Source organism: Butyrivibrio sp. AE3009 (assembly GCF_000420845.1).
In the GTDB taxonomy this organism is placed as follows: Bacteria; Bacillota; Clostridia; order Lachnospirales; family Lachnospiraceae; genus Butyrivibrio.
This window is the reverse complement of record NZ_ATVS01000003.1, coordinates 173,722-192,897: the sequence shown is the minus strand read 5'-3', so window position 1 is coordinate 192,897 and position 19,176 is coordinate 173,722. Positions and strand designations below refer to the sequence as shown.

Genomic DNA, 19,176 nt, shown 5'->3' with positions numbered 1-19,176 from the left:
TATGCCACCTGAAGTAAAAGAAGCAGCTCCGAAAAAAATGTCTTTTGAAAAGGGTCTTGTCAGTGATGTTGGCACCCTGAACGGTAATGCTCTTGTTAACAAACACAATTTTATGGATTCAGGGGAAAATGCACTTGCCGGCGGCGCTGCTGATAGAGAAGATGTAGCTGTTGGCGTAAGAAATACTCTGCGGGCCCGTATGGCACAGGAAAACCGACTGTCAGCTGAAGAGGCTGCGGAAATGGCAAGGCAGCACCAGGATCACAAAAATAATCAGATGCTTCCTGCGGCAGCTTTAGCCAAGAGAAAAATTCGTGAGTCAAAGATCAGGTACGGAGAATATCTTCTTGCCCGCAGTCGCATGAGTGTAGCAGATGCTAATGCTATGGTGGCAACAATTGATAATCTGATAGCCAGTGCCCAGAATGAGGATGCGGATGAGCTGAGGCGTCTGAAAGTCCGGATTCAGGCCCATCAGGCAGAGGACCCGGGTTTTCTTAAACGAGTATTCGGAAGGTATGAAGGTAAAACAAACAGTGCTCTCGCAACTTATCAAAAGTCTCGTGTTGAAGCAAATAATGCCGTTTCCCAGATTGCTTCTTTGAATGAAAGCTGGAATAATTATCTGGCAGATTATAAGAGGAACACTTTTAAGCCCAGATACAGAGCTTATGACAAGCTTATGGCAAATTATTACATGATGTCCAGGGAGAAGACCGAGGATCAGTTAAAGACCGGTTTTGAACGACCTGATGCTGCTAATCCGGCACCGCAGGAAGTTGTTGCCAAGAATATATCTGAGTATATAGGTGTATATAACATTGAAAACATCAACAACTTTGCCAATGATGCCCGCAATAATCCATATAATGACAGCAATTTTGAATTCAGTGTTTCCAGAGCTTTGAATGAAAATTCAAATAACGTCCTGGAGGGCATGGTCAAGCGTCACACAATGGCCAAATTCGAGGCCTTCGCTGCAGGAATCAATAACCTTGGAGATGAGCAGGAAGGGAATGCTCCCAGAAGAATCGTTAAGATCGACAACAATTTCAAGGGATATCTGGCAAGACATCAGGTGGGCCCCGGCGGAGCTATGGTTGAAAACGAGGTGAACAAGGACGAGCGACAGGCAATGAATGCCTTCAATCTTGTGGCGGATGAGCGTGCCTCCAACGGAAGTCTCCTCTTTTCTCAGAAATCTTCCAAGATCTATACTGCCAAATCCAAAAGAACCGGCAACAGGGTAAGGGGATTTTTTATCAATGATGAATTTTTCTCCGAGAATAAAGACGATATTCTGGATCAGTCCCAGACGACGTATTTCGGAACCCCTAACTGGAAAAAGACCAATGAACAGGAGAGACTGAGAAGAGCCATCAGAAGGTCTGACTTTTTTAAGCATGTCAACAGCGCCAGCATCCAGTACTATCTCAATTATAACGAGAATCCCGGTGTGGTTCAGGACCAGCATGTTAAGAGGAGCTTTATGTCCAGAAGAGAAGGCGTTTTTTCCTTTACCAATCTGGGACAGAGCCTTCTTGACGGATCACTTATCGACACGCTGGGTGGAATTACAAGCGCTGCTTTGGGTGATTCAAAGAATTTGCCCGGAGTTAACAAGGAACTCATGGATAAACAATATATTAAATATATTGGTACCACCAGCAGTCTCATGGAATTTGACAAAAAGTACGGCTTTGGAATTGCGGGAGGTATTTCCGCTGCGGCTTTACCTGTCATGGCAATGCTGGGGGATGCTACCCTTGGCGTTAGCATCAGCAATGTGATCAACACTGTAATTTTGATGATAAAGAATATTTATAACGCCATTGAGTCACTGGGAAAGCTCAGAAAGATCAAGCCCGGGGATGACAAATGGCCTCATATATCCAAGATTATTGACAATGTCCTGGGATTTATTTCCGGGGGAGCGGACATACTCGATTCTCTCAAATGGATTCCGGATCCCGTCAAGGGTATTGTTTCAATTGTAAAAGATCTGTTTGGAGTTCTGAAAGATGCAATTTCGGTAATCGCATCCTGGGGTTCCTTAAACAGACTTGGCAGTAGTTCCGAACGAATTAATACAGCTATGCAGACAGCAAAGCGGGTAATTGTCAATCCCAGTAATGAAGAGCGTGATGCCCAGCAATTGGGAAATGCTGCCAATCAGAATTCCCAGGCGGCATTTTACTTAAGACTTGCAAAGCAGAAATCAGGAAGGGAAATTCCGAATTCTGTTATTGATGGTATTGCCAAGGGACTGAATATCACAGGAACAACTATGGGACTTGGAGAAAAAATGTCCTGGTTTAACCCGATATCGTTTCCTTTTAAGCTTGCCGGCAAGGTAACAAGTTTTCTTGGGAAAATTGTTAACGCCGCCATCGGAAAAGGGCTTAGAAAGAGTAATGTGGGTTATGTCCTTGGAGACAGCGGACTGGACAGCGTTTCCGGATTTAATGATATCTTAAAGGAAGAGACCGGTATAAATAATAAGCATTACCTGGCTCCACTGATGCGCGTTTTCATGGCTGTGGATACTCATGCTCTTTTGATGAATTCTAAGGCCTCACCAAATGAAGGTGACAGGAGGCTTGCAGAAGAAGTGGTCAGCACATTCTTTAAGAGAAACGAGGGTGAAACCTACAATCAGTTTGTTCAAAGAGTAAGCTTTAAAAAGCTTCTTGATTCCGTAGGCGCACCATCTGATTGGAGAAATGTACTTCTTGAATCTATTTCATAATTGAAGGGGGAGAAAATGGGAACAAACAATGAGGATGTATCAGGATTTAACGAGATAAGAAAAAATCTTAAGGAAGATTTTGAGCTGCTATTTGGGGAATGCGAGGATAGTGAAGGCGTACTGAGGGCAGTTGCGGAGCACATAGGAGTCAATGACGCCGAGGCAATAATTGAAGCTGCCATTGAGGCAATCCCAAACGGGGAGGACTATCCCTACCCGGCGGTGCATTTTAATATTACTCTGGCTAAGGAAGTTGAACCTGAAAACTTCGGAATCGTGGCATCTGCCATCAACGATATCAATGTGATACTGTCGACAGGCGAGTTTCCTTCCTTCGGAAATTTCTGTCTCTACAAGCCCCTGAGACAGATCTTTTACGGCTACAGAAAGCCCATAAACATCGGAGCAGCAGAGTATGAAAGAGAGAATATCAGATTTTTCCTGGCCACTGTATTGGACCAGCTGGACGTTTTTATCGATCTGATATTGTATGTGGCAGGGGGAAATCAGATCACGACTCTGGATTCCTACCTGAATTATTTAAGGGATATTTCTGAACTGGGTGAACTGGAAGAGAAAATAAGACAGCTGGATCAATTTTTCGGAAAAGAGTAAAAGACATGACTTACCTGGAGACCAACGTAAGCTTCATCCTGATGCGCTGTGATGAAGTACTCAGACAAAAGGGCTATGAGGATTCCGTCGCGGAATATCCTCAGCTTCTGGATGCGGTTTCAAGAGGGGACAAGGACGCCATTGACAACTGGGCGCAGCAGGAAAGACAATTGTCAGACCATCAGGCCGTAAGATATTTTGCTCTTCTTGATATGCTGGGAAAAAGTAATGTGATGAGATCACTTCTTGATCTGTCACTGGCAGCTTTTTTCTATTCCGATCTCAATGATTATATTCAAAAATACTTTAAATGCGGAGTATGCCTGGGACTGGCTTATGCAATCGAGGGTGTTCCTTTTCCCTCCGAGAAGGAGGTGCTGGAATATGCCCTCCCTTTGCGTGTGTTCTTTAACCTTGATTCCACCGCCTCTCCCATAATGTATCAGCAGCTTAAGCTTGATGACAGGCTGGTCTCTTTCCTTGAAGGAAGTGATGAAATGACCGGTCTTTTATCCATGTATTGTGAGCTGTTTGATAAAGACACAGATCTCCATGAGCCCTTTATTAACCTGGATATTCTCAAGGAGGGCTCGGAATTTTTTGATAAGGGCGGCAAGGTAGTTCAGCTCTCAAGGCAGGGAGGCAGAAGGTTTCTGGCAAAGCATATTGCCAAAAGCATAGCCAGGGATTTTCTGTTTATCAGTCTTAAAGACCTTACGGGCTCCGGGCGTGAGCTTTTTTTAAGACTACGAAGTGAGCTTGTGAGAGAAGCAATGCTGCAGAATGCGGGCATCTGCATATACGGCATTACGGATGAGCTTACAAATGATAATGATGAGAATATACTTGAGGCCTTTGAGAGGGATGTGGCGGATGTCATTGTTGACTATGAGGTGCCGCTTATCATCTGCTGCGACACGTCAGCTGCTCTGATCAAGAAAAGACGAAGGAAAGATGCGCTCATTCTGGAGCTTCCCGAGAGGCTGTCTTATGATGAGAGAAAGCTTTTATGGACAGGCTTTTCAAAGCTCTATGATATTGATGTTGATCCAAATGAAGCAGCCATGCGCTATCACCTTAATGCCAGCGAGACCATGAGCGTTATAAGAGGTCTGGAAAGCATAAAGAAAAGAGACGGTGAAGACAGGAACATGTTCCTGTCAAGGCTTGCACTGTCTGCGGGTGGTATGGAGAAAAACCTTAAGCTGGGAAGGATAATCTATCCCAGGATCAGGCTTAAGGATGTGAAGCTCAATGTGGATATAAAGGAAGTTATTGAAAATGTCATCAAGAGCGTGAGGATAGGCAACAAGGTATTCGATGAATGGGGCCAGAAGGAGAATTACATCTACGGAAGCGCCATGAGTCTTCTTCTAAGCGGCCCTCCGGGAACCGGTAAGACCATGACCGCCAATGCCATAGCAGGAGAGCTTGCCATTCCTTTATATCAGATCAATCTGTCAAATGTAGTGGACAAGTACATAGGCGAAACCGAGAAGAACCTGGAAAAAGTGTTCTCTTTTGCGGAAAAAGCCAATGTGGTTCTGTTCTTCGATGAGGCGGATTCCATATTTGGAAAAAGAAGCGAAGTGAAGGATTCCAAGGATAAGTATGCCAACAATGAGATCTCTTATCTTTTGCAGCGCATAGAATCCTACAGCGGGATCGTCATAATGGCGACGAATATAAAGGGAAACATTGATCCTGCCTTTATGCGAAGGATCAGATATGTGGCTCATTTCGACAATCCTGATACAGAGATGAGGAAGGAAATCTGGGAGAGCCTTATTAATGACAGGATTCCCCACGATGAAATCGATATCGATTTTCTGGCGGAGCAGTTCAAGGATTTCACCGGCAGCGTTATCAAGACTGTGTTCCTGAATGCCTGCTCAATGGCTGCTGCGGAGGGTGACAGGCTGACCATGAGACACCTGATGAAGGCCCTTAAAATGGAGCTTTCCAAGGGGAGCAGTGTCGCCTTTACCTTTGATCTTCTGGGGAAATATGCTTATCTGATCTAGTGTACTTTCCGATGCACTTTGGTGATAAGATAGAATAATAAAACATTTTATGAGGAGGACCAATGGCATCATTAGCTAAAGATATCGACATCAGAAAGTTCTACGATGCGATTGTGAGTTTTGAAGAAAGTGAGGAGTCCCAGGACTATTACTACGAAGTAATGGACACTCCTACGGGGAGAAAAAATAAAAATGGCAGCGATGAAACTGTAAGGGACAGGATCCTTAAGGCCTACGGTGTTCTTTTTTGTGAGGACGCCGGATTGGAGCCCGGGGAAAAGGCCGGGGTTCAAGAGGTTGCTGATACCGCTGACAGGCTCTACATCGGTGACGCCGGCTACGATCCGGAGCACTGGTATCGAATGAAATATCATTTTCCCGTTATAGACGATGATAATTATGACAGGTTTGCTGCACTGGTACTGGCAGACATGAACTCGGGGCCACTTCATGAGGCGGCTCTTAACGACGGAGAAACCCTGGTGGTGGGAGAGGCAGATCCTCTTCACATGACACCGGAGCAGAGGAAGAATCAGCAGGTCAAAAGCGTATCCCTGCCGAAAGAAGGTGCGCAGTGAGAGTACTTGCAGTAGACAGTGACAGCGCATCCCTGAAAAAGATTAAGGAATTATTATCCAAGACCATTCCCGATGCAACCTGCTATTATTATGACAGTTCTCTGGCAGCTCTTGCCAAGGCAAGAGAAGAAGAGATAGATGTGGCATTTCTGGATGTGGAGATGCCCGAGCTGACGGGACTTGATCTCGGCAAGTATCTGAAGGACCTGAATCCCTTTGTAAATCTGATTTATCTCACGGATAATACCGACTATGCCTTCGAAGCCATGAAGCTTCATGCCAGTGGATATCTAAAAAAGCCCGGTTCCGGGAATGAGGTAAAAAAGGAACTGGAGCAGCTTCGTTATCCCGAGACCAAAAAGAGATACAAAAGAGTTTTTGCCCAGACCTTCGGCAATTTTGAACTATTTGTTGACGGGGAGCCTGTGGCCTTTAAGTATACAAGGACCAAGGAAATAGTGGCACTTCTTGTAAATAACAGAGGTGCCCAGACCAGCAACGGTGAGATCATCGCATCCCTCTGGGAGGATGACGGAGATCCGGAAAAGAAGCTGTCATATCTTTGTAACCTAAGGCAGGACCTTCAGAATACTTTCACCAGGCTTAAGCTTGACGGTATCATTCTCAAGCAGCGTGGCAGCATGGCAATTGCCAAGGACAAGATTGAATGTGATCTCTACGACTGGCTTGACTACGGTAATGATTCCAAGTACAAATATGTGGGAGATTATATGAACCAGTACAGCTGGTCCGAATTCTACCACGCGGAGCTGGATGAGATCAGCTATGATTTGGAGGAGGAATGATCCATCTTCCAAATTGATACCATTTCAAACTTTATAACATTCTAATCATAAAAATGTGATGTTATTCTTAGACAATGAGATATGACATCACATTTTTTTAGGAGAATCATGTATGAAAAACAATTGGATTGACATAGGATTTTTTAATTCAAAGATTACCGACAGATACTTTGAAGAAGCCTTTGAAAAAGAAGTAAGTAACCTGCTTCTTCTTGATCCCGACCGCCTTCTTGCGGGCTTTCGTGAGACGGCAGGCATCATCGCCGGAATGGAAGGCGAAGAACTCAATGCTTTTATGAAGCACAAGGAGCGCTACGGCGGAATGTGGGAAGACGGGCTCATAGGAGGCCATACCATGGGACATTACATCACAGCGCTGTCTCAGGCCTTTGCGTACCCCGGAATAAGTGCTTCCGACAAAAAGAAGGTGAGTGAAAGACTTGACTATATAATCGATTCCCTCGCTAAGTGTCAGGAGAAGACAAGCGGAACCGTCTATGAGGGATATCTGTTTGCGGCTACATTGCCGTCAAAGGAATTCAGAGACAATCCGGCCCTTCAGTTTGACAATGTGGAGAAGGGACTTGGGGAGATTTTTACAGAGGCTTGGGTTCCGTGGTACACAATGCACAAGATCATGTCCGGCCTTAACGCTGCCTATAAATTCGCAGGCAATGAGAAGGCGCTTAAGATCGACAACGCTCTGGGGCTTTGGATCGCAGCCCGCTGTGAGAGCTGGTCTGAGGAAACAAGAAAGACTGTTCTTTCCATTGAATATGGCGGAATGAACGACTGTCTTTACGAGCTTTATCTCATAAATAAAGAGTTGGGCGAAAAAGGAAGCCCCCTTGCCATTGAGTTCCCGGGAAGGATAATGGATGCTGCTCATGCCTTTGATGAGGAGCCTTTGTTTGAGAAGATCCTTGCGGATGGAACGGATCTTTTTGACAACGTTCATGCCAATACCACAATTCCAAAATTCATCGGTGCTCTGGCAAGATATGAAGCAGACAATAATGAAACAAGATATCTTGAATATGCCAAAGCCTTTTTTGATATGGTGATCCAGAGGCACACCTATGTAACAGGCGGAAACAGCGAGGATGAGCACTTCGGAAAAGACAATATCCTTGACGCCGAGAGGACCAATGTCAATAATGAGACCTGCAATACCTACAATATGCTGAAATTTGCCAGAAGACTCTTTGCGGTGACGGGAGATAAGAAGTATCTGGATTATTCCGCCAATACTTTTCTGAATGCCATTGCAGCGTCCTTTAATCATGACACCGGTTTTACCACCTATTTCCAGCCTATGGCCACTGGATTCCATAAGGTCTTCAATACACTGGATGGCAACTTCTGGTGCTGCACCGGCACGGGCTATGAGAATTTCACCAAGCTTCAGAGAGGCATCTACTTCAGGTTCCGCAGAAAGCTTGTGGTGGCAATGTACATTTCATCGGAGCTTGACATGGATGATTACAGACTGGTTCAGAGCTGTGATTTTGGTAAGAGCGATGTTGTCAGTTTTGAGATCATTCCTCATGAGGGAAGAAATGCGGAAGATGATATTTACTTCAGAAAACCTCAGTGGCTTAAAGGTGCTGCTCAGCTTACAATAAACGGCAAGGAGGCTGAGATCAAAGAGGCGGACGGTTTCTTTATCGTGCCCGGAAGCGCTGTCAGGGAAGGCGCAAGTATCACTTTGAAGCTTCCAATGGGAATATGTGCTCACAATCTTCAGGACGGGAAGAACACCTACGCATTCTGCTATGGACCTTACCTTCTGTCTGCGAGACTTGGAACAGCTAAGATAAGCGAGACAAGCCACGGCGTGGCTGTTCGTGTTGCAGCAGGAAAGAGCTGTGAATCCGATGAACTTAAGATCACCACTGGTGAGACGGTAGATGATTTTATCGGCAATATCGGTCAGCATCTCATAAAAAGAGAGGAAGGTACAGAGTTTGATCTTACCGGAGTGGAGACACCTCTTGTGTTCACAACCCATTTTAACCAGTATAAAGAAAGCTACGGAATCTACTGGAAATTCAGCTGAAACATGCGGACGCAATACCGTCAACTGTATGCTATAATATAGTTGGAAAGTTCCATTATTTTAAGCTGACAGGGTGGCGTTTATGAGACTGGTATCAGTAGATAAGTTAGAGCCGGGGATGGTTGCCTCGGAAAATATTTATACTATCGATGACAGACTTGTTCTGCCTAAGGGTACGATTCTGGATGAAAAGGACATAGCCAGGATCAAGGCCTATTCCCTTTATAATGTCTTTGTGGAGGATGTGAAGAAGGAAGCGCCGGCAAGGCCCAAGAGCGCTTCCGGATCATCTCCATCCTATGCCGAGCGTGTCAAGAGCTCGGAGGAATTCATCAGATTTAAACAGAACCTGGAGGAATATGCCGAGGAACTTGAGGAGGCCTTCAGGATGATCGTGAACGAGTCCATGGAGCTTGATGTGGATAAGCTCACTGAGCCGGTTTATCATCTTTTCGTGGAAGCGGGAGGAACAGCCGGCATTTTTGACATGCTCCATAACCTAAGGGACAACAGCGATGCTGTATATGTTCATTCCTTGAATGTCTCACTTATCTGTAACACGCTCGCTACCTGGATGAGACTTCCGGAGGAAAAGATACAGGTGGCCACAGCGGCAGGGCTTTTGCATGATATAGGTAAGCTCTATGTTCCGGAGGATATTCTTAATAAGAAGCAGGAACTTACCGAATATGAGCAGCGCGCAATGAGAGAGCACGTTACCAAAGGCTATGAACTTGTTAAAGGCCTGGACATTGACGAGCATATCAGAAAGAGCATTCTGATGCACCACGAGATGAGAGACGGCTCAGGTTACCCTCTTCATCTTAAAGGTGAGCAGATAGATGAGATAGCATCTATAGTTGCTGTTGCTAATACTTACGACAACCTGACCTCCAAGAGAACCTACAGGGAGGGAGTCTGCCCCTTTGACGTTATTGCCAGATTTGAGGCTGAGGGCCTCTACAAATATGATCCAAATGCAATAATGACGTTCCTTAGTAATATCGTTAACACCTTTATAGCCAACAGAGTTATGCTCAACAACGGCAAGACCGGAGAGATCATCTTCATCAATCCGGTGCATCTGTCACGACCTGTTGTAAAGAGCGGAAATCAATTTATTGATCTTGCGGCCAATAAGAATCTGGCCATCGTTGCAGTCATATAAAACATTCCATAAAAGTAAAAATGCACAAAAGCAGGAAACGAAAATTGTAAAAAGCGTTTCTTGTTTTTTCGTGCATATTAAGATAATATTTCAATGTGGAAACTTGAAAAACAAAACATGGTTTCCTTGATAGAGATGTTATGAAAAGCCGATAGGGTTAGTCGGCGGAAAAGGGAGTGCGATGACTGAAAAATCAAAAGTGATATTTGGCAACAGGGTTAAGGACAGCGATTATAAAGCCGCTTTGAAGTCGAAAAAAAGTTATATCAAAAAGTTTGGGGATGATTCTACTGTAGATTACAAGATAAATGTTACCGAAAACCAAGTGATTGGACCTATTATGGGTGTCCGGAATATTGTCGTGTCTGCCAATTCTTCAGGGGGGGAGATTGATAAGGACAAGGGTATTATCGTAGGTAACATCCGCATGGGCTTTGGCCATTACCGTATCTCAATGGCGATTGCATCCTATGCTCACCATCTTGGCTACACTCCTTACTGGATGGATCTCAATTCCTATCCGGAGACCACCTGTACCAAGGTAATAGGACATCAGAATGATCTCTATTCATTAGGTTCAAGGCTCTCCAAAAATCCTATTTTCAATAAGCTTGTTTGGGAGCCTACGAACTATGAAGGCTTCAGAGCTCTTTCATATAACGCCAAGGATCAGAAGAATGCCGAACTTATGGCACCTGTTTATAAAAATGTTCCCAAGGAAGTGCCTGTTGTAGCAACACATGTATGGCCCGCCCAGGCAGCCATTCACGCAGGAATGAAGAATGTTGTCAATGCAATTCCCGACAACTGGCCTATGGCCCTTCACCTCTCCGAGGGCTCACTTCATACAATACAGTGCAGAAATGCATATATGGGATATCGTATTCTCAATGGAATGAACAAGAAGAATGTCTGCAAACCCATGCCTCAGAAGGACCTTGTTTATACAGGCCACTACATTGATTATGAGCTGGTAAGCAACATCGAAGCTGATTGTCAGGCAAGACTTAATCGCAGGAAAAACGGCAAGCCCATGAGATTCCTTCTCACCATCGGTGGAGCAGGAGCTCAGAAAGAGATCTTTGCCGAGATAATTAAGCACCTCATTCCTTACATCAAAGAGAAGAAAGCAGCTCTTTATGTAAACGTAGGTGATTACCGCAATGTCTGGGATGAGCTCGTAAGAGAGATTCCCGAGATGGCAGCTCTTAAGAAGGAGCATATGGATGATTGGGAGGATACACTTAACTTCACCACCAATGCTCTTGACGAGAATAAGGAAATAACCGGAATTCACGGTTTTTATCACAAGGACATTTTCCAGGCTGTATATGCCACCAACCTTCTTATGAGAAGCGCAGATGTACTTGTAACCAAGCCAAGTGAATTGGCATTTTATCCTGTACCCAAGCTCTTTATCAAAAGAGTAGGAAAGCATGAGATGTGGGGGGCTATCCACTCTGCTGAAATTGGTGACGGAACACTTGAGTGCAGGGATATACCGCATACAATTCAGATGCTTGATCAGTTCCTTGAGACAAGCCTTCTGGATGAGATGTGCGAAGCAATTGTCGCAAATAAGCAGGCGGGAATTTATGATGGGGCGAAGAAAGTGATTGAGCTTGCAATGAAGCTTAAGGAGGAAAACAAGAAATGAAACAGCTAAAACCTATTACAAACGCATTATTATGGATCTTCGCACTGGGACAGTTCGGATGGAGTCTTCTTTCCGGAATCGTAAGTAACTGGATGGTTTACTATTATACAGGTGAACCAAGTGATCTTAATCCCAACACGGGTATTTTTGCAGCAGGGATCACACAGAATCCTATTGTATTCAAGCTTACTCTGTTTGGTCTTGTTCTTGCCTGCGGACGTATATTTGACGCTATAACAGATCCTCTTATTGCAGGATGGTCTGACAGAAGTAACTATAAGGGTGGAAGAAGAATTCCTTTTATGCGCGTAATGGCTATTCCTTTTTCACTTTGCACTATCGCACTTTTTGTTCTTCCCCAGACAGGAAGCATAGTATTTAACGATACACTTTTATTCATCCTTCTGATGGTGTTCTATCTCTTCATGACAATGTTCTGCACACCTTATAACGCACTTATTGCAGAGCTTGGAGATACACAGCAGCACAGGATCAACGTATCAACCTTTATTTCATTCACCTTCATCGTTGGACAGAGTATTTCATTCCTTCTTCCTAACGTTGCAGGTGCTCTTGAGGGCAGCTTTGGACAGGCAGGCGGGATCAGAATGGCTGTTGCTATTATGGCAACTATTGCATGTCTTGCAATGATTTTCCCTGCGTTCTACATCAACGAGCGGGATTATATTGACAGCAAACCCAGTCAGACACAGCCCTTCAAGTCACTTATCAGCACCTTCTCAAACGGACAGTTCAGACGCTTTGTATACAGTGATGTTATTTACTTTTTTGCCCTCACACTTTTCCAGACAGGTCTTGCCTTCTATGAGACACAGCTCATGGAGATCGAGGATTCATGGACATTCCTGCTTACAGCAACAATGACTTTTATCAGTGTTTGCCTGTATCCTTTTGTTAACGTTTTTGCCAAGAAGATAGGCAAGAAGCCACTTATCATTATCGGTTTCTTTTCATACTGCGTTGTATTCCTTATCACATCCATCTGCGGCAAGGGACTTCACTGGGGCTTTATAGTTGCTGTAGTGGCAGCTGTTCCTATGGCTATCCTTGGAATTCTTCCTCAGGCCTGTGTTGCAGACGTAGCTGAGTGCACAAGACTTGAGACCGGTGAGGACAGATCCGGTATGTTCTTTGCAGCTCGTACCTTTGCATTCAAGATGGGTCAGGCTCTTGCACTTGTAGTATTTACTTCAATCACAGTGGACAAGACACCTGCAAGCTACAGAACAACAGCTGTAGTAGCTCTTATTACCTGCTTTATCGGAGCAGTATTATTCTTTGCTTACAACGAGAAAAAGCTCCTTGGCAGAATCAAAGAGCTCAAGGGAAGCGAAGAGATCTGATATATACAGATTATTGACTAACATTTCGGATTGGGGTGTTATATTAAATAACAGAGAAAAGACTCGGCATTGTCCGGGTCTTTTCTCTGCTCCAATATTTTCAATCTGCTATAATTAGAGTGATTTTTGAGAACGGAGACTTAATTCATGAGGATATACGGACTTCAGAAAATGACATTACTGGACTTTCCTGAGCATGTGGCCTGCACAGTCTTTTTGGGCGGCTGTGATTTCAGATGCCCCTTTTGCCACAACTTTGAGCTCGTTGAGAATCTGACTGATGACTACATGGAAGAGGAGGAGTTCTTTACTTTTTTGGACAAGAGAAAGGGCATTTTGGACGGAGTTGCCATATCCGGCGGAGAGCCTTGTATTCAGAAGGAACTTAAGGATTTTATCATTAAGATCAGGGATAGAGGGTTCCTTATCAAACTGGATACAAACGGCTATCATCCTGGGCTTTTGGCTGAACTTACAGATGAAGGCCTTGTGGATTATGTCGCCATGGATATTAAGAACAGCCTTGATAAATACGGCATGACCGTTGGCGTTAAGGATCTGGACACCAGGCCTGTTGAGGAGAGCATAAAGATTCTTCTTCAAGGCAAAACGGAATATGAATTTCGTACCACGCTTGTGAAGGAGTATCATGACGTTTCCGACATTGCAAAAATTGGTGAATTGATAAAAGGCGCGAATAAATATTTCCTTCAACAGTACGTTTGTCGGGAAAACGTGCCGGATAAAACGCTAAATCCGCCATCCGAAGAGGACATCAAACAATATCTTGTGGTTCTTTCCCAAAATGTACCAAATGCCCAAGCCAGGGGCATTTGAGAATGAATTCTCATTTATTTTAGCGGCTTTGTGAACCAATTTTCTGAATATAAACCACAATATATAGTATTTTATATTTAAATGTTTACTATATATTGACGATGATACGTATTAATGTTACCCTATTATTAACACAAAATATGAGAGAGAAAATGTGTTGTTTTTGAAATAGAAGGGGGTTCATATGTATCAGGTGGTTAAGCGTGATGGCAAGGTCGCTGACTTTGACATCAGTAAGATTTCTGCGGCTATTACCAAGGCATTCGTTGCTTTGGATAAGGACTATCATTCAAGTGTTATAGATCTTGTAGCACTTCGCGTTGCTTCCGATTTCGAGAGCAAGATTTCCAATGGAAAAATTACAGTTGAGCAGATTCAGGATAGCGTTGAGAAGGTTCTTTCAGAATCCGGCTATGCTGATGTTGCCAAGGCATATATTCTGTATCGTAAGCAGAGAGAAAAGGTTCGTAACGTCAACTCTGCGCTTCTTAACTACAAGGATCTGGTGGACGATTACCTCAAGATCAATGACTGGAGAGTTAAGGAGAATTCTACAGTTACATATTCTGTAGGCGGCCTTATTCTTTCCAACTCCGGCGCTATCACAGCCAATTACTGGCTTTCCGAGGTCTATGATGAGGAGATAGCCGGAGCTCACAGAAGCGCTGCTATTCATATTCATGATCTTTCCATGCTCACAGGTTACTGCGCAGGCTGGTCACTTAAACAGCTTATTCAGGAAGGACTTGGCGGAATTCCGGGCAAGATAACTTCATCACCTGCATGCCATCTTTCAACTCTTTGCAATCAGATGGTCAATTTCCTTGGAATCATGCAGAATGAGTGGGCAGGAGCACAGGCTTTTTCATCCTTTGATACCTATCTTGCACCCTTCGTTAAGATAGACAATCTGTCTCAGCATGAGGTTAAGCAGTGCATTCAATCCTTTGTCTATGGAGTGAATACACCGAGCCGTTGGGGCACACAGGCTCCTTTCTCCAATATCACTCTGGACTGGACTGTGCCTAACGATCTTAAGAACCTTAATGCCATTGTCGGAGGCAAGGAAGTAGACTTCACCTATGGCGATTGTCAGAAGGAAATGGATATGGTCAACAAGGCCTTCATCGAGATCATGATTGAGGGCGATGCCAACGGAAGAGGCTTCCAGTATCCTATTCCCACTTATTCCATCACAAGGGACTTTGACTGGAGTGAGACAGAGAACAACAAGCTTTTATTCGAGATGACTGCTAAATACGGAACACCGTATTTTTCAAACTATATCAATTCAGACATGGAGCCCTCCGATGTGCGTTCCATGTGCTGCAGACTCCGTCTTGACCTTAGAGAGCTCAGAAAGAAATCCGGTGGATTCTTCGGCTCAGGTGAGTCTACAGGTTCTATCGGTGTTGTTACCATCAACATGCCGAGAATTGCTTATCAGGCTGCTGATGAGAAGGACTTCTATGCAAGACTTGATCATCTTATGGACATTGCGGCAAGAAGTCTTCATACCAAGAGACAGGTTATTACCAAGCTCCTTGACCAGGGACTGTACCCTTATACCAAGAGGTATCTCGGAACCTTTGCTAATCACTTCTCAACCATCGGCCTTATCGGCATGAACGAAGTGGGACTTAATGCAAAGTGGATCGGTGCTGATATGACAGATGCAAGAACCCAGGAGTTCTCCAAGGATGTTCTTAACCACATGAGAGAGCGTCTTTCCGATTATCAGGAGAAGTACGGAGATCTCTACAATCTGGAGGCAACTCCCGCAGAGTCCACAACCTACAGATTTGCCAAGCATGACAAGGAACTTTATCCCGATATCATCACAGCCAATATGGACGGTACACCTTATTACACCAATTCATCACACCTTCCCGTTGGCTACACAGAGGATATTTTCTCTGCTCTCGATATCCAGGATGAGCTTCAGACACTTTATACATCAGGAACAGTATTCCATGCGTTCCTGGGTGAGAAGCTCCCTGATTGGAAGGCAGCTGCCAGCCTTGTAAGAAAGATTGCCGAGAACTACAAGCTTCCTTACTACACTATGTCTCCTACATACTCAGTATGTAAGGAACACGGTTATCTCTCCGGAGAGCAGGCTGTATGCCCTCACTGCGGACAGAAGACCGAAGTCTACAGCAGAATTACAGGATATTATCGTCCCGTTGCCAACTGGAACGACGGCAAGGCTCAGGAATACAAGGACAGGAAGGTCTACAATATCGGAACCTCAGTCCTTACACATGAAGGTCCCAAGGCATCAAGCTTTGTAGAGGCTGCAGTTAAGAAGGCCAACAAGGAAGCCGGAAACAGTCTTGATAACATCACTGCTGAGTCCGTAATGCTGTTTAAGACCCAGACCTGTCCCAACTGCAAGATAGCAGGGGCAATGCTGGATAAGGCCGGAGTAGTATACAAGACTCTCGATGCTAACGAGAATCCCGAACTTGTAGAGAGATTCGGAATCATGCAGGCACCTACACTGGTAATTACTTCTGAGGAAGGTTATACCAAGCTTCATGGTGTATCTGACATCAAGGCATGGATTAAGGACAGCTTCGCTTCATAAAATGAACTTTCAGAGACGGAGGTAGCAGGTCATTTTTCTAAATGATCTAGCACTTCCGTCTCTTTTGAACAGTGCCAAACCATTGTAAAACAGCGTGTTTTGTTGTATTCTATATATTGTAGAAATAGATACTTTGAACGCTTTATAATATACAAGATGTTGGGATTTCATTATGAACTGTAAAGATGCGGAAAAAATGATATCGCCGTTTCTTGAGGACGACCTGGACAACAAGGATCTGGCTCAGTTCCTGGAACATATGGAGAGCTGCGATGAATGCAGGGAGGAGCTAACCATACAATTCCTGGTGCTGGTAGGAATGAAGAGACTTGAGGACGGTAATACTTTTAATCTTAAATATGAACTGGATAATATGCTAAAGGATGCCAGGAAGAAGCTCAAGGCCAGAAGATATCTTGTGGCCACCAGCATTGTACTTGAGCTTTTGGTGGCAGCGATGACGGTGGTTACCGTTATACTTGCAATGACCCTTAGCTGACACGGATGACAAAAGAGGATTTATGACTAAGCAGAAACTGATTATCAATGGTAACGAACTTATAAAAGATGCTTATTATTCTCTTCCCGTTTTTTATGATGGAGAGGGTAACCCGATTAACGGAATATACGGAGCATTGTACAAACTTTCCGGGATGGTTAGATCCGGCGACTACGAAGCTGTATATGTGAGCATCACCGGAGCTGAGAATACGCCGGTGGCTGTGGCATCTCAGGTGGAGAATTTGAAGGCTTCTCTTTCACAGCTTGATGCTTCCCTTACAGGTAGTGAAGAGGAAGGCAGCGGAGTTGCAATTACGGAGGATTTTTCGCAGGGACTTCTGGACAAGCTCTTCGAGATATCACCTCTTAACGATGCAAAAAGCTCTGTTTCCTTAAGCCTTAAGATACAGACAACCTCAGATCTGAATGAGGTTGAAGATATATTCGCAAGGGCACTTGAATACGGCAAAAAGTCCATCGACAATTTTGTCGCCTATTTCCCATTAACAGAATATAAGAGTAAGGATACCAAGCAGAAGGACCTGTTGGGACTTGGGCTTTGCTTTGACAAAGAATGCGCGTATTTTATACAGCCTCAGGGCTTTATTACAGAGAATTATCTGGGGCAGAAGCTTGCAGAGCTCAGTAAGAGCGTATCACTTGCCACCTTCGATATCAAGGACAGCTTTGGATTTTTTACTCCTTCTGAGATCAGTGAGAGAGTAAGTGGCTATTCCGAAGAGGATGAGAGCTACAAGACTTCTCCGAGAGCCTTCGATACTCTGATCGGCGCTTATGTGAACAATCCCATCAAGAACGACTACAGGATTGAAGATATCTCCGGTGAATATCTAAAGCTCCCTTTGAAGAAAAAAGAGGACTACTTCGGCAAGGAATCGCTACGAAATGCAGATGACAAGCTCCTTTCCGAATATGCTGCCAAGGCTGCCTACACCTGCTTTGCAGCGGCACCTGCGATTAAGAAAAAGCTTGAGAAGACCGGAATGGACAAGCTCTTCTATGAGATTGAGATGCCTCTTTCCTATATCCTTTTTGCCATGGAAAAAGAAGGAATCATAGCCAGAAGGGACGAACTCAAGTCCTACGGAGACAAGCTCCAGGTAAGAATCACAGAGCTGGAGAAGAAGATCTATGAAGCGGCCGGTACTGAGTTCAATATCAATTCCCCTAAGCAGCTGGGCGAGATATTGTTCGAGAGACTGGGGCTTCCAGCTGAGAAGAAGACCAAATCGGGATATTCCACAGCTGCAGATGTACTGGAAAAGCTGGCTCCCGATTATCCCATTGTTGCTGACGTTCTGGAGTACAGAGGACTTGCCAAACTTAAGTCAACCTATGCGGATGGCCTTTCTGCCTTCATAGAGGAGGACGGAAGGATCCACACCAGCTTTAATCAGACCATAACAGCTACAGGAAGAATCAGCTCCACAGAGCCCAACCTTCAGAATATTCCCATGAGAACAGAGCTTGGAAGGCTTATCAGAAAAGTATTTGTTCCAAAGGAAGGGTACGTTTTTGCAGATGCGGATTACTCCCAGATTGAGCTTCGTATTCTGGCTCATATGTCTCAGGATCAGGGACTTATCAGTGCTTATCACGAAGGTGAGGATATTCATAGCATTACAGCTTCCAAGGTGTTCCATGTGCCCTTGAATGAGGTTACACCACTTCAGAGACGAAATGCCAAGGCTGTAAACTTCGGTATCGTCTATGGAATCAGTTCCTTCGGCCTTTCCCAGGATCTGTCAATTTCAAGGGGCGAAGCCAAGGAATATATGGATAAGTACTTTGAGACCTACCCCGGAGTCAGGGAGTATCAGGACAAGGTCATCAGCGATGCCAAGAATACAGGCTACAGCGTGACATTGTATGGCAGAAGAAGACCTATCCCGGAGCTTAAGATGAGCAACTTTAACCTCAGACAGTTCGGAGAACGTGTTGCAATGAATGCACCTATTCAGGGAACCGCCGCCGACATCATGAAGATAGCAATGATCAATGTCTACTTCAGAATTAAGAAAGAGGAGCTTAAATCCAGACTCATACTTCAGATTCACGACGAACTGGTAATAGAGACTGCGCCCGATGAGAAGGACAAAGTAACAGCTCTTTTACAGGAAGAGATGGAGAATGCAGCGATTCTTGCAGTACCGCTTGAGGTTGAATGCCATACCGGCACTGACTGGTATGAGGCTAAGTGATAGGGG

At 44.5% G+C, this 19,176-nt stretch carries 13 protein-coding genes; all 13 read left to right on the top strand.

The window, feature by feature from the left end:
* Nucleotide 1: 1 nt before the first annotated feature.
* Nucleotides 2–2,749 carry a hypothetical protein gene (locus tag G588_RS0103015; RefSeq protein WP_022777284.1) on the top strand — a complete coding sequence of 916 codons (2,748 nt, stop codon included), beginning with the start codon at nt 2–4 and terminating at the stop codon, nt 2,747–2,749.
* 15 nt (nt 2,750–2,764) lie between these two features.
* Entirely contained in the window at nt 2,765–3,364 is a 600-nt protein-coding gene (locus G588_RS0103010; RefSeq protein ID WP_022777283.1) for a hypothetical protein, read from the top strand.
* Nucleotides 3,365–3,369: 5 nt separating this feature from the next.
* Nucleotides 3,370–5,388 (top strand): ATP-binding protein, encoded by a 2,019-nt coding sequence (locus tag G588_RS21190; RefSeq protein WP_022777282.1) that lies wholly within the window; start codon nt 3,370–3,372, stop codon nt 5,386–5,388.
* Nucleotides 5,389–5,450: 62 nt separating this feature from the next.
* Nucleotides 5,451–5,966 (top strand): hypothetical protein, encoded by a 516-nt coding sequence (locus tag G588_RS0103000; RefSeq protein WP_022777281.1) that lies wholly within the window; start codon nt 5,451–5,453, stop codon nt 5,964–5,966.
* Nucleotides 5,963–6,772, top strand: coding sequence for a response regulator (locus G588_RS18940; RefSeq protein ID WP_022777280.1), 810 nt, complete (start codon nt 5,963–5,965; stop codon nt 6,770–6,772). Before G588_RS0103000 ends, G588_RS18940 begins: the two co-directional genes overlap by 4 nt.
* Before the next feature lie 112 nt (nt 6,773–6,884).
* On the top strand, nt 6,885–8,831 hold the full coding sequence (locus tag G588_RS18935) for a beta-L-arabinofuranosidase domain-containing protein (protein WP_022777279.1): 1,947 nt from the start codon (nt 6,885–6,887) through the stop codon (nt 8,829–8,831).
* A gap of 82 nt (nt 8,832–8,913) precedes the next feature.
* Nucleotides 8,914–9,999, top strand: a complete 1,086-nt coding sequence (locus G588_RS0102985) for an HD-GYP domain-containing protein (RefSeq protein WP_026668554.1) — start codon at nt 8,914–8,916, stop codon at nt 9,997–9,999.
* A gap of 181 nt (nt 10,000–10,180) precedes the next feature.
* A complete protein-coding gene (locus G588_RS0102980; protein ID WP_022777277.1) occupies nt 10,181–11,656 on the top strand; it encodes a DUF6937 domain-containing protein in 1,476 nt (491 codons plus the stop codon).
* Nucleotides 11,653–13,020 carry an MFS transporter gene (locus G588_RS0102975; protein ID WP_022777276.1) on the top strand — a complete coding sequence of 456 codons (1,368 nt, stop codon included), beginning with the start codon at nt 11,653–11,655 and terminating at the stop codon, nt 13,018–13,020. The genes G588_RS0102980 and G588_RS0102975 overlap by 4 nt, the downstream gene beginning before the upstream one ends.
* A 147-nt stretch (nt 13,021–13,167) precedes the next feature.
* Nucleotides 13,168–13,857 (top strand): anaerobic ribonucleoside-triphosphate reductase activating protein, encoded by a 690-nt coding sequence (locus G588_RS0102970; RefSeq protein WP_022777275.1) that lies wholly within the window; start codon nt 13,168–13,170, stop codon nt 13,855–13,857.
* Nucleotides 13,858–14,041: 184 nt separating this feature from the next.
* Nucleotides 14,042–16,447 (top strand): ribonucleoside triphosphate reductase, encoded by a 2,406-nt coding sequence (locus G588_RS0102965; RefSeq protein WP_022777274.1) that lies wholly within the window; start codon nt 14,042–14,044, stop codon nt 16,445–16,447.
* Between the two features lie 172 nt (nt 16,448–16,619).
* Entirely contained in the window at nt 16,620–16,946 is a 327-nt protein-coding gene (locus G588_RS18930) for a zf-HC2 domain-containing protein (protein ID WP_022777273.1), read from the top strand.
* A 22-nt stretch (nt 16,947–16,968) separates the two neighbouring features.
* The gene (gene polA / locus G588_RS18925; protein ID WP_022777272.1) at nt 16,969–19,170 is read left to right on the top strand and encodes a DNA polymerase I; all 2,202 of its coding nucleotides are present in this window, start codon (nt 16,969–16,971) and stop codon (nt 19,168–19,170) included.
* Nucleotides 19,171–19,176 lie beyond the last annotated feature (6 nt).

What these genes read in the sequence shown, in the direction of transcription:
- G588_RS0102975 (WP_022777276.1), top strand. Translation starts at nt 11,653, where the DNA reads ATGAAACAGCTAAAACCTATTACAAACGCATTATTATGGATCTTCGCA.
- G588_RS0102970 (WP_022777275.1), top strand. Translation starts at nt 13,168, where the DNA reads ATGAGGATATACGGACTTCAGAAAATGACATTACTGGACTTTCCTGAG.
- G588_RS0103010 (WP_022777283.1), top strand. Translation starts at nt 2,765, where the DNA reads ATGGGAACAAACAATGAGGATGTATCAGGATTTAACGAGATAAGAAAA.
- polA (WP_022777272.1), top strand. Translation starts at nt 16,969, where the DNA reads ATGACTAAGCAGAAACTGATTATCAATGGTAACGAACTTATAAAAGAT.
- G588_RS0102985 (WP_026668554.1), top strand. Translation starts at nt 8,914, where the DNA reads ATGAGACTGGTATCAGTAGATAAGTTAGAGCCGGGGATGGTTGCCTCG.
- G588_RS18930 (WP_022777273.1), top strand. Translation starts at nt 16,620, where the DNA reads ATGAACTGTAAAGATGCGGAAAAAATGATATCGCCGTTTCTTGAGGAC.
- G588_RS0103000 (WP_022777281.1), top strand. Translation starts at nt 5,451, where the DNA reads ATGGCATCATTAGCTAAAGATATCGACATCAGAAAGTTCTACGATGCG.
- G588_RS0102965 (WP_022777274.1), top strand. Translation starts at nt 14,042, where the DNA reads ATGTATCAGGTGGTTAAGCGTGATGGCAAGGTCGCTGACTTTGACATC.
- G588_RS0103015 (WP_022777284.1), top strand. Translation starts at nt 2, where the DNA reads ATGCCACCTGAAGTAAAAGAAGCAGCTCCGAAAAAAATGTCTTTTGAA.
- G588_RS21190 (WP_022777282.1), top strand. Translation starts at nt 3,370, where the DNA reads ATGACTTACCTGGAGACCAACGTAAGCTTCATCCTGATGCGCTGTGAT.
- G588_RS0102980 (WP_022777277.1), top strand. Translation starts at nt 10,181, where the DNA reads ATGACTGAAAAATCAAAAGTGATATTTGGCAACAGGGTTAAGGACAGC.
- G588_RS18935 (WP_022777279.1), top strand. Translation starts at nt 6,885, where the DNA reads ATGAAAAACAATTGGATTGACATAGGATTTTTTAATTCAAAGATTACC.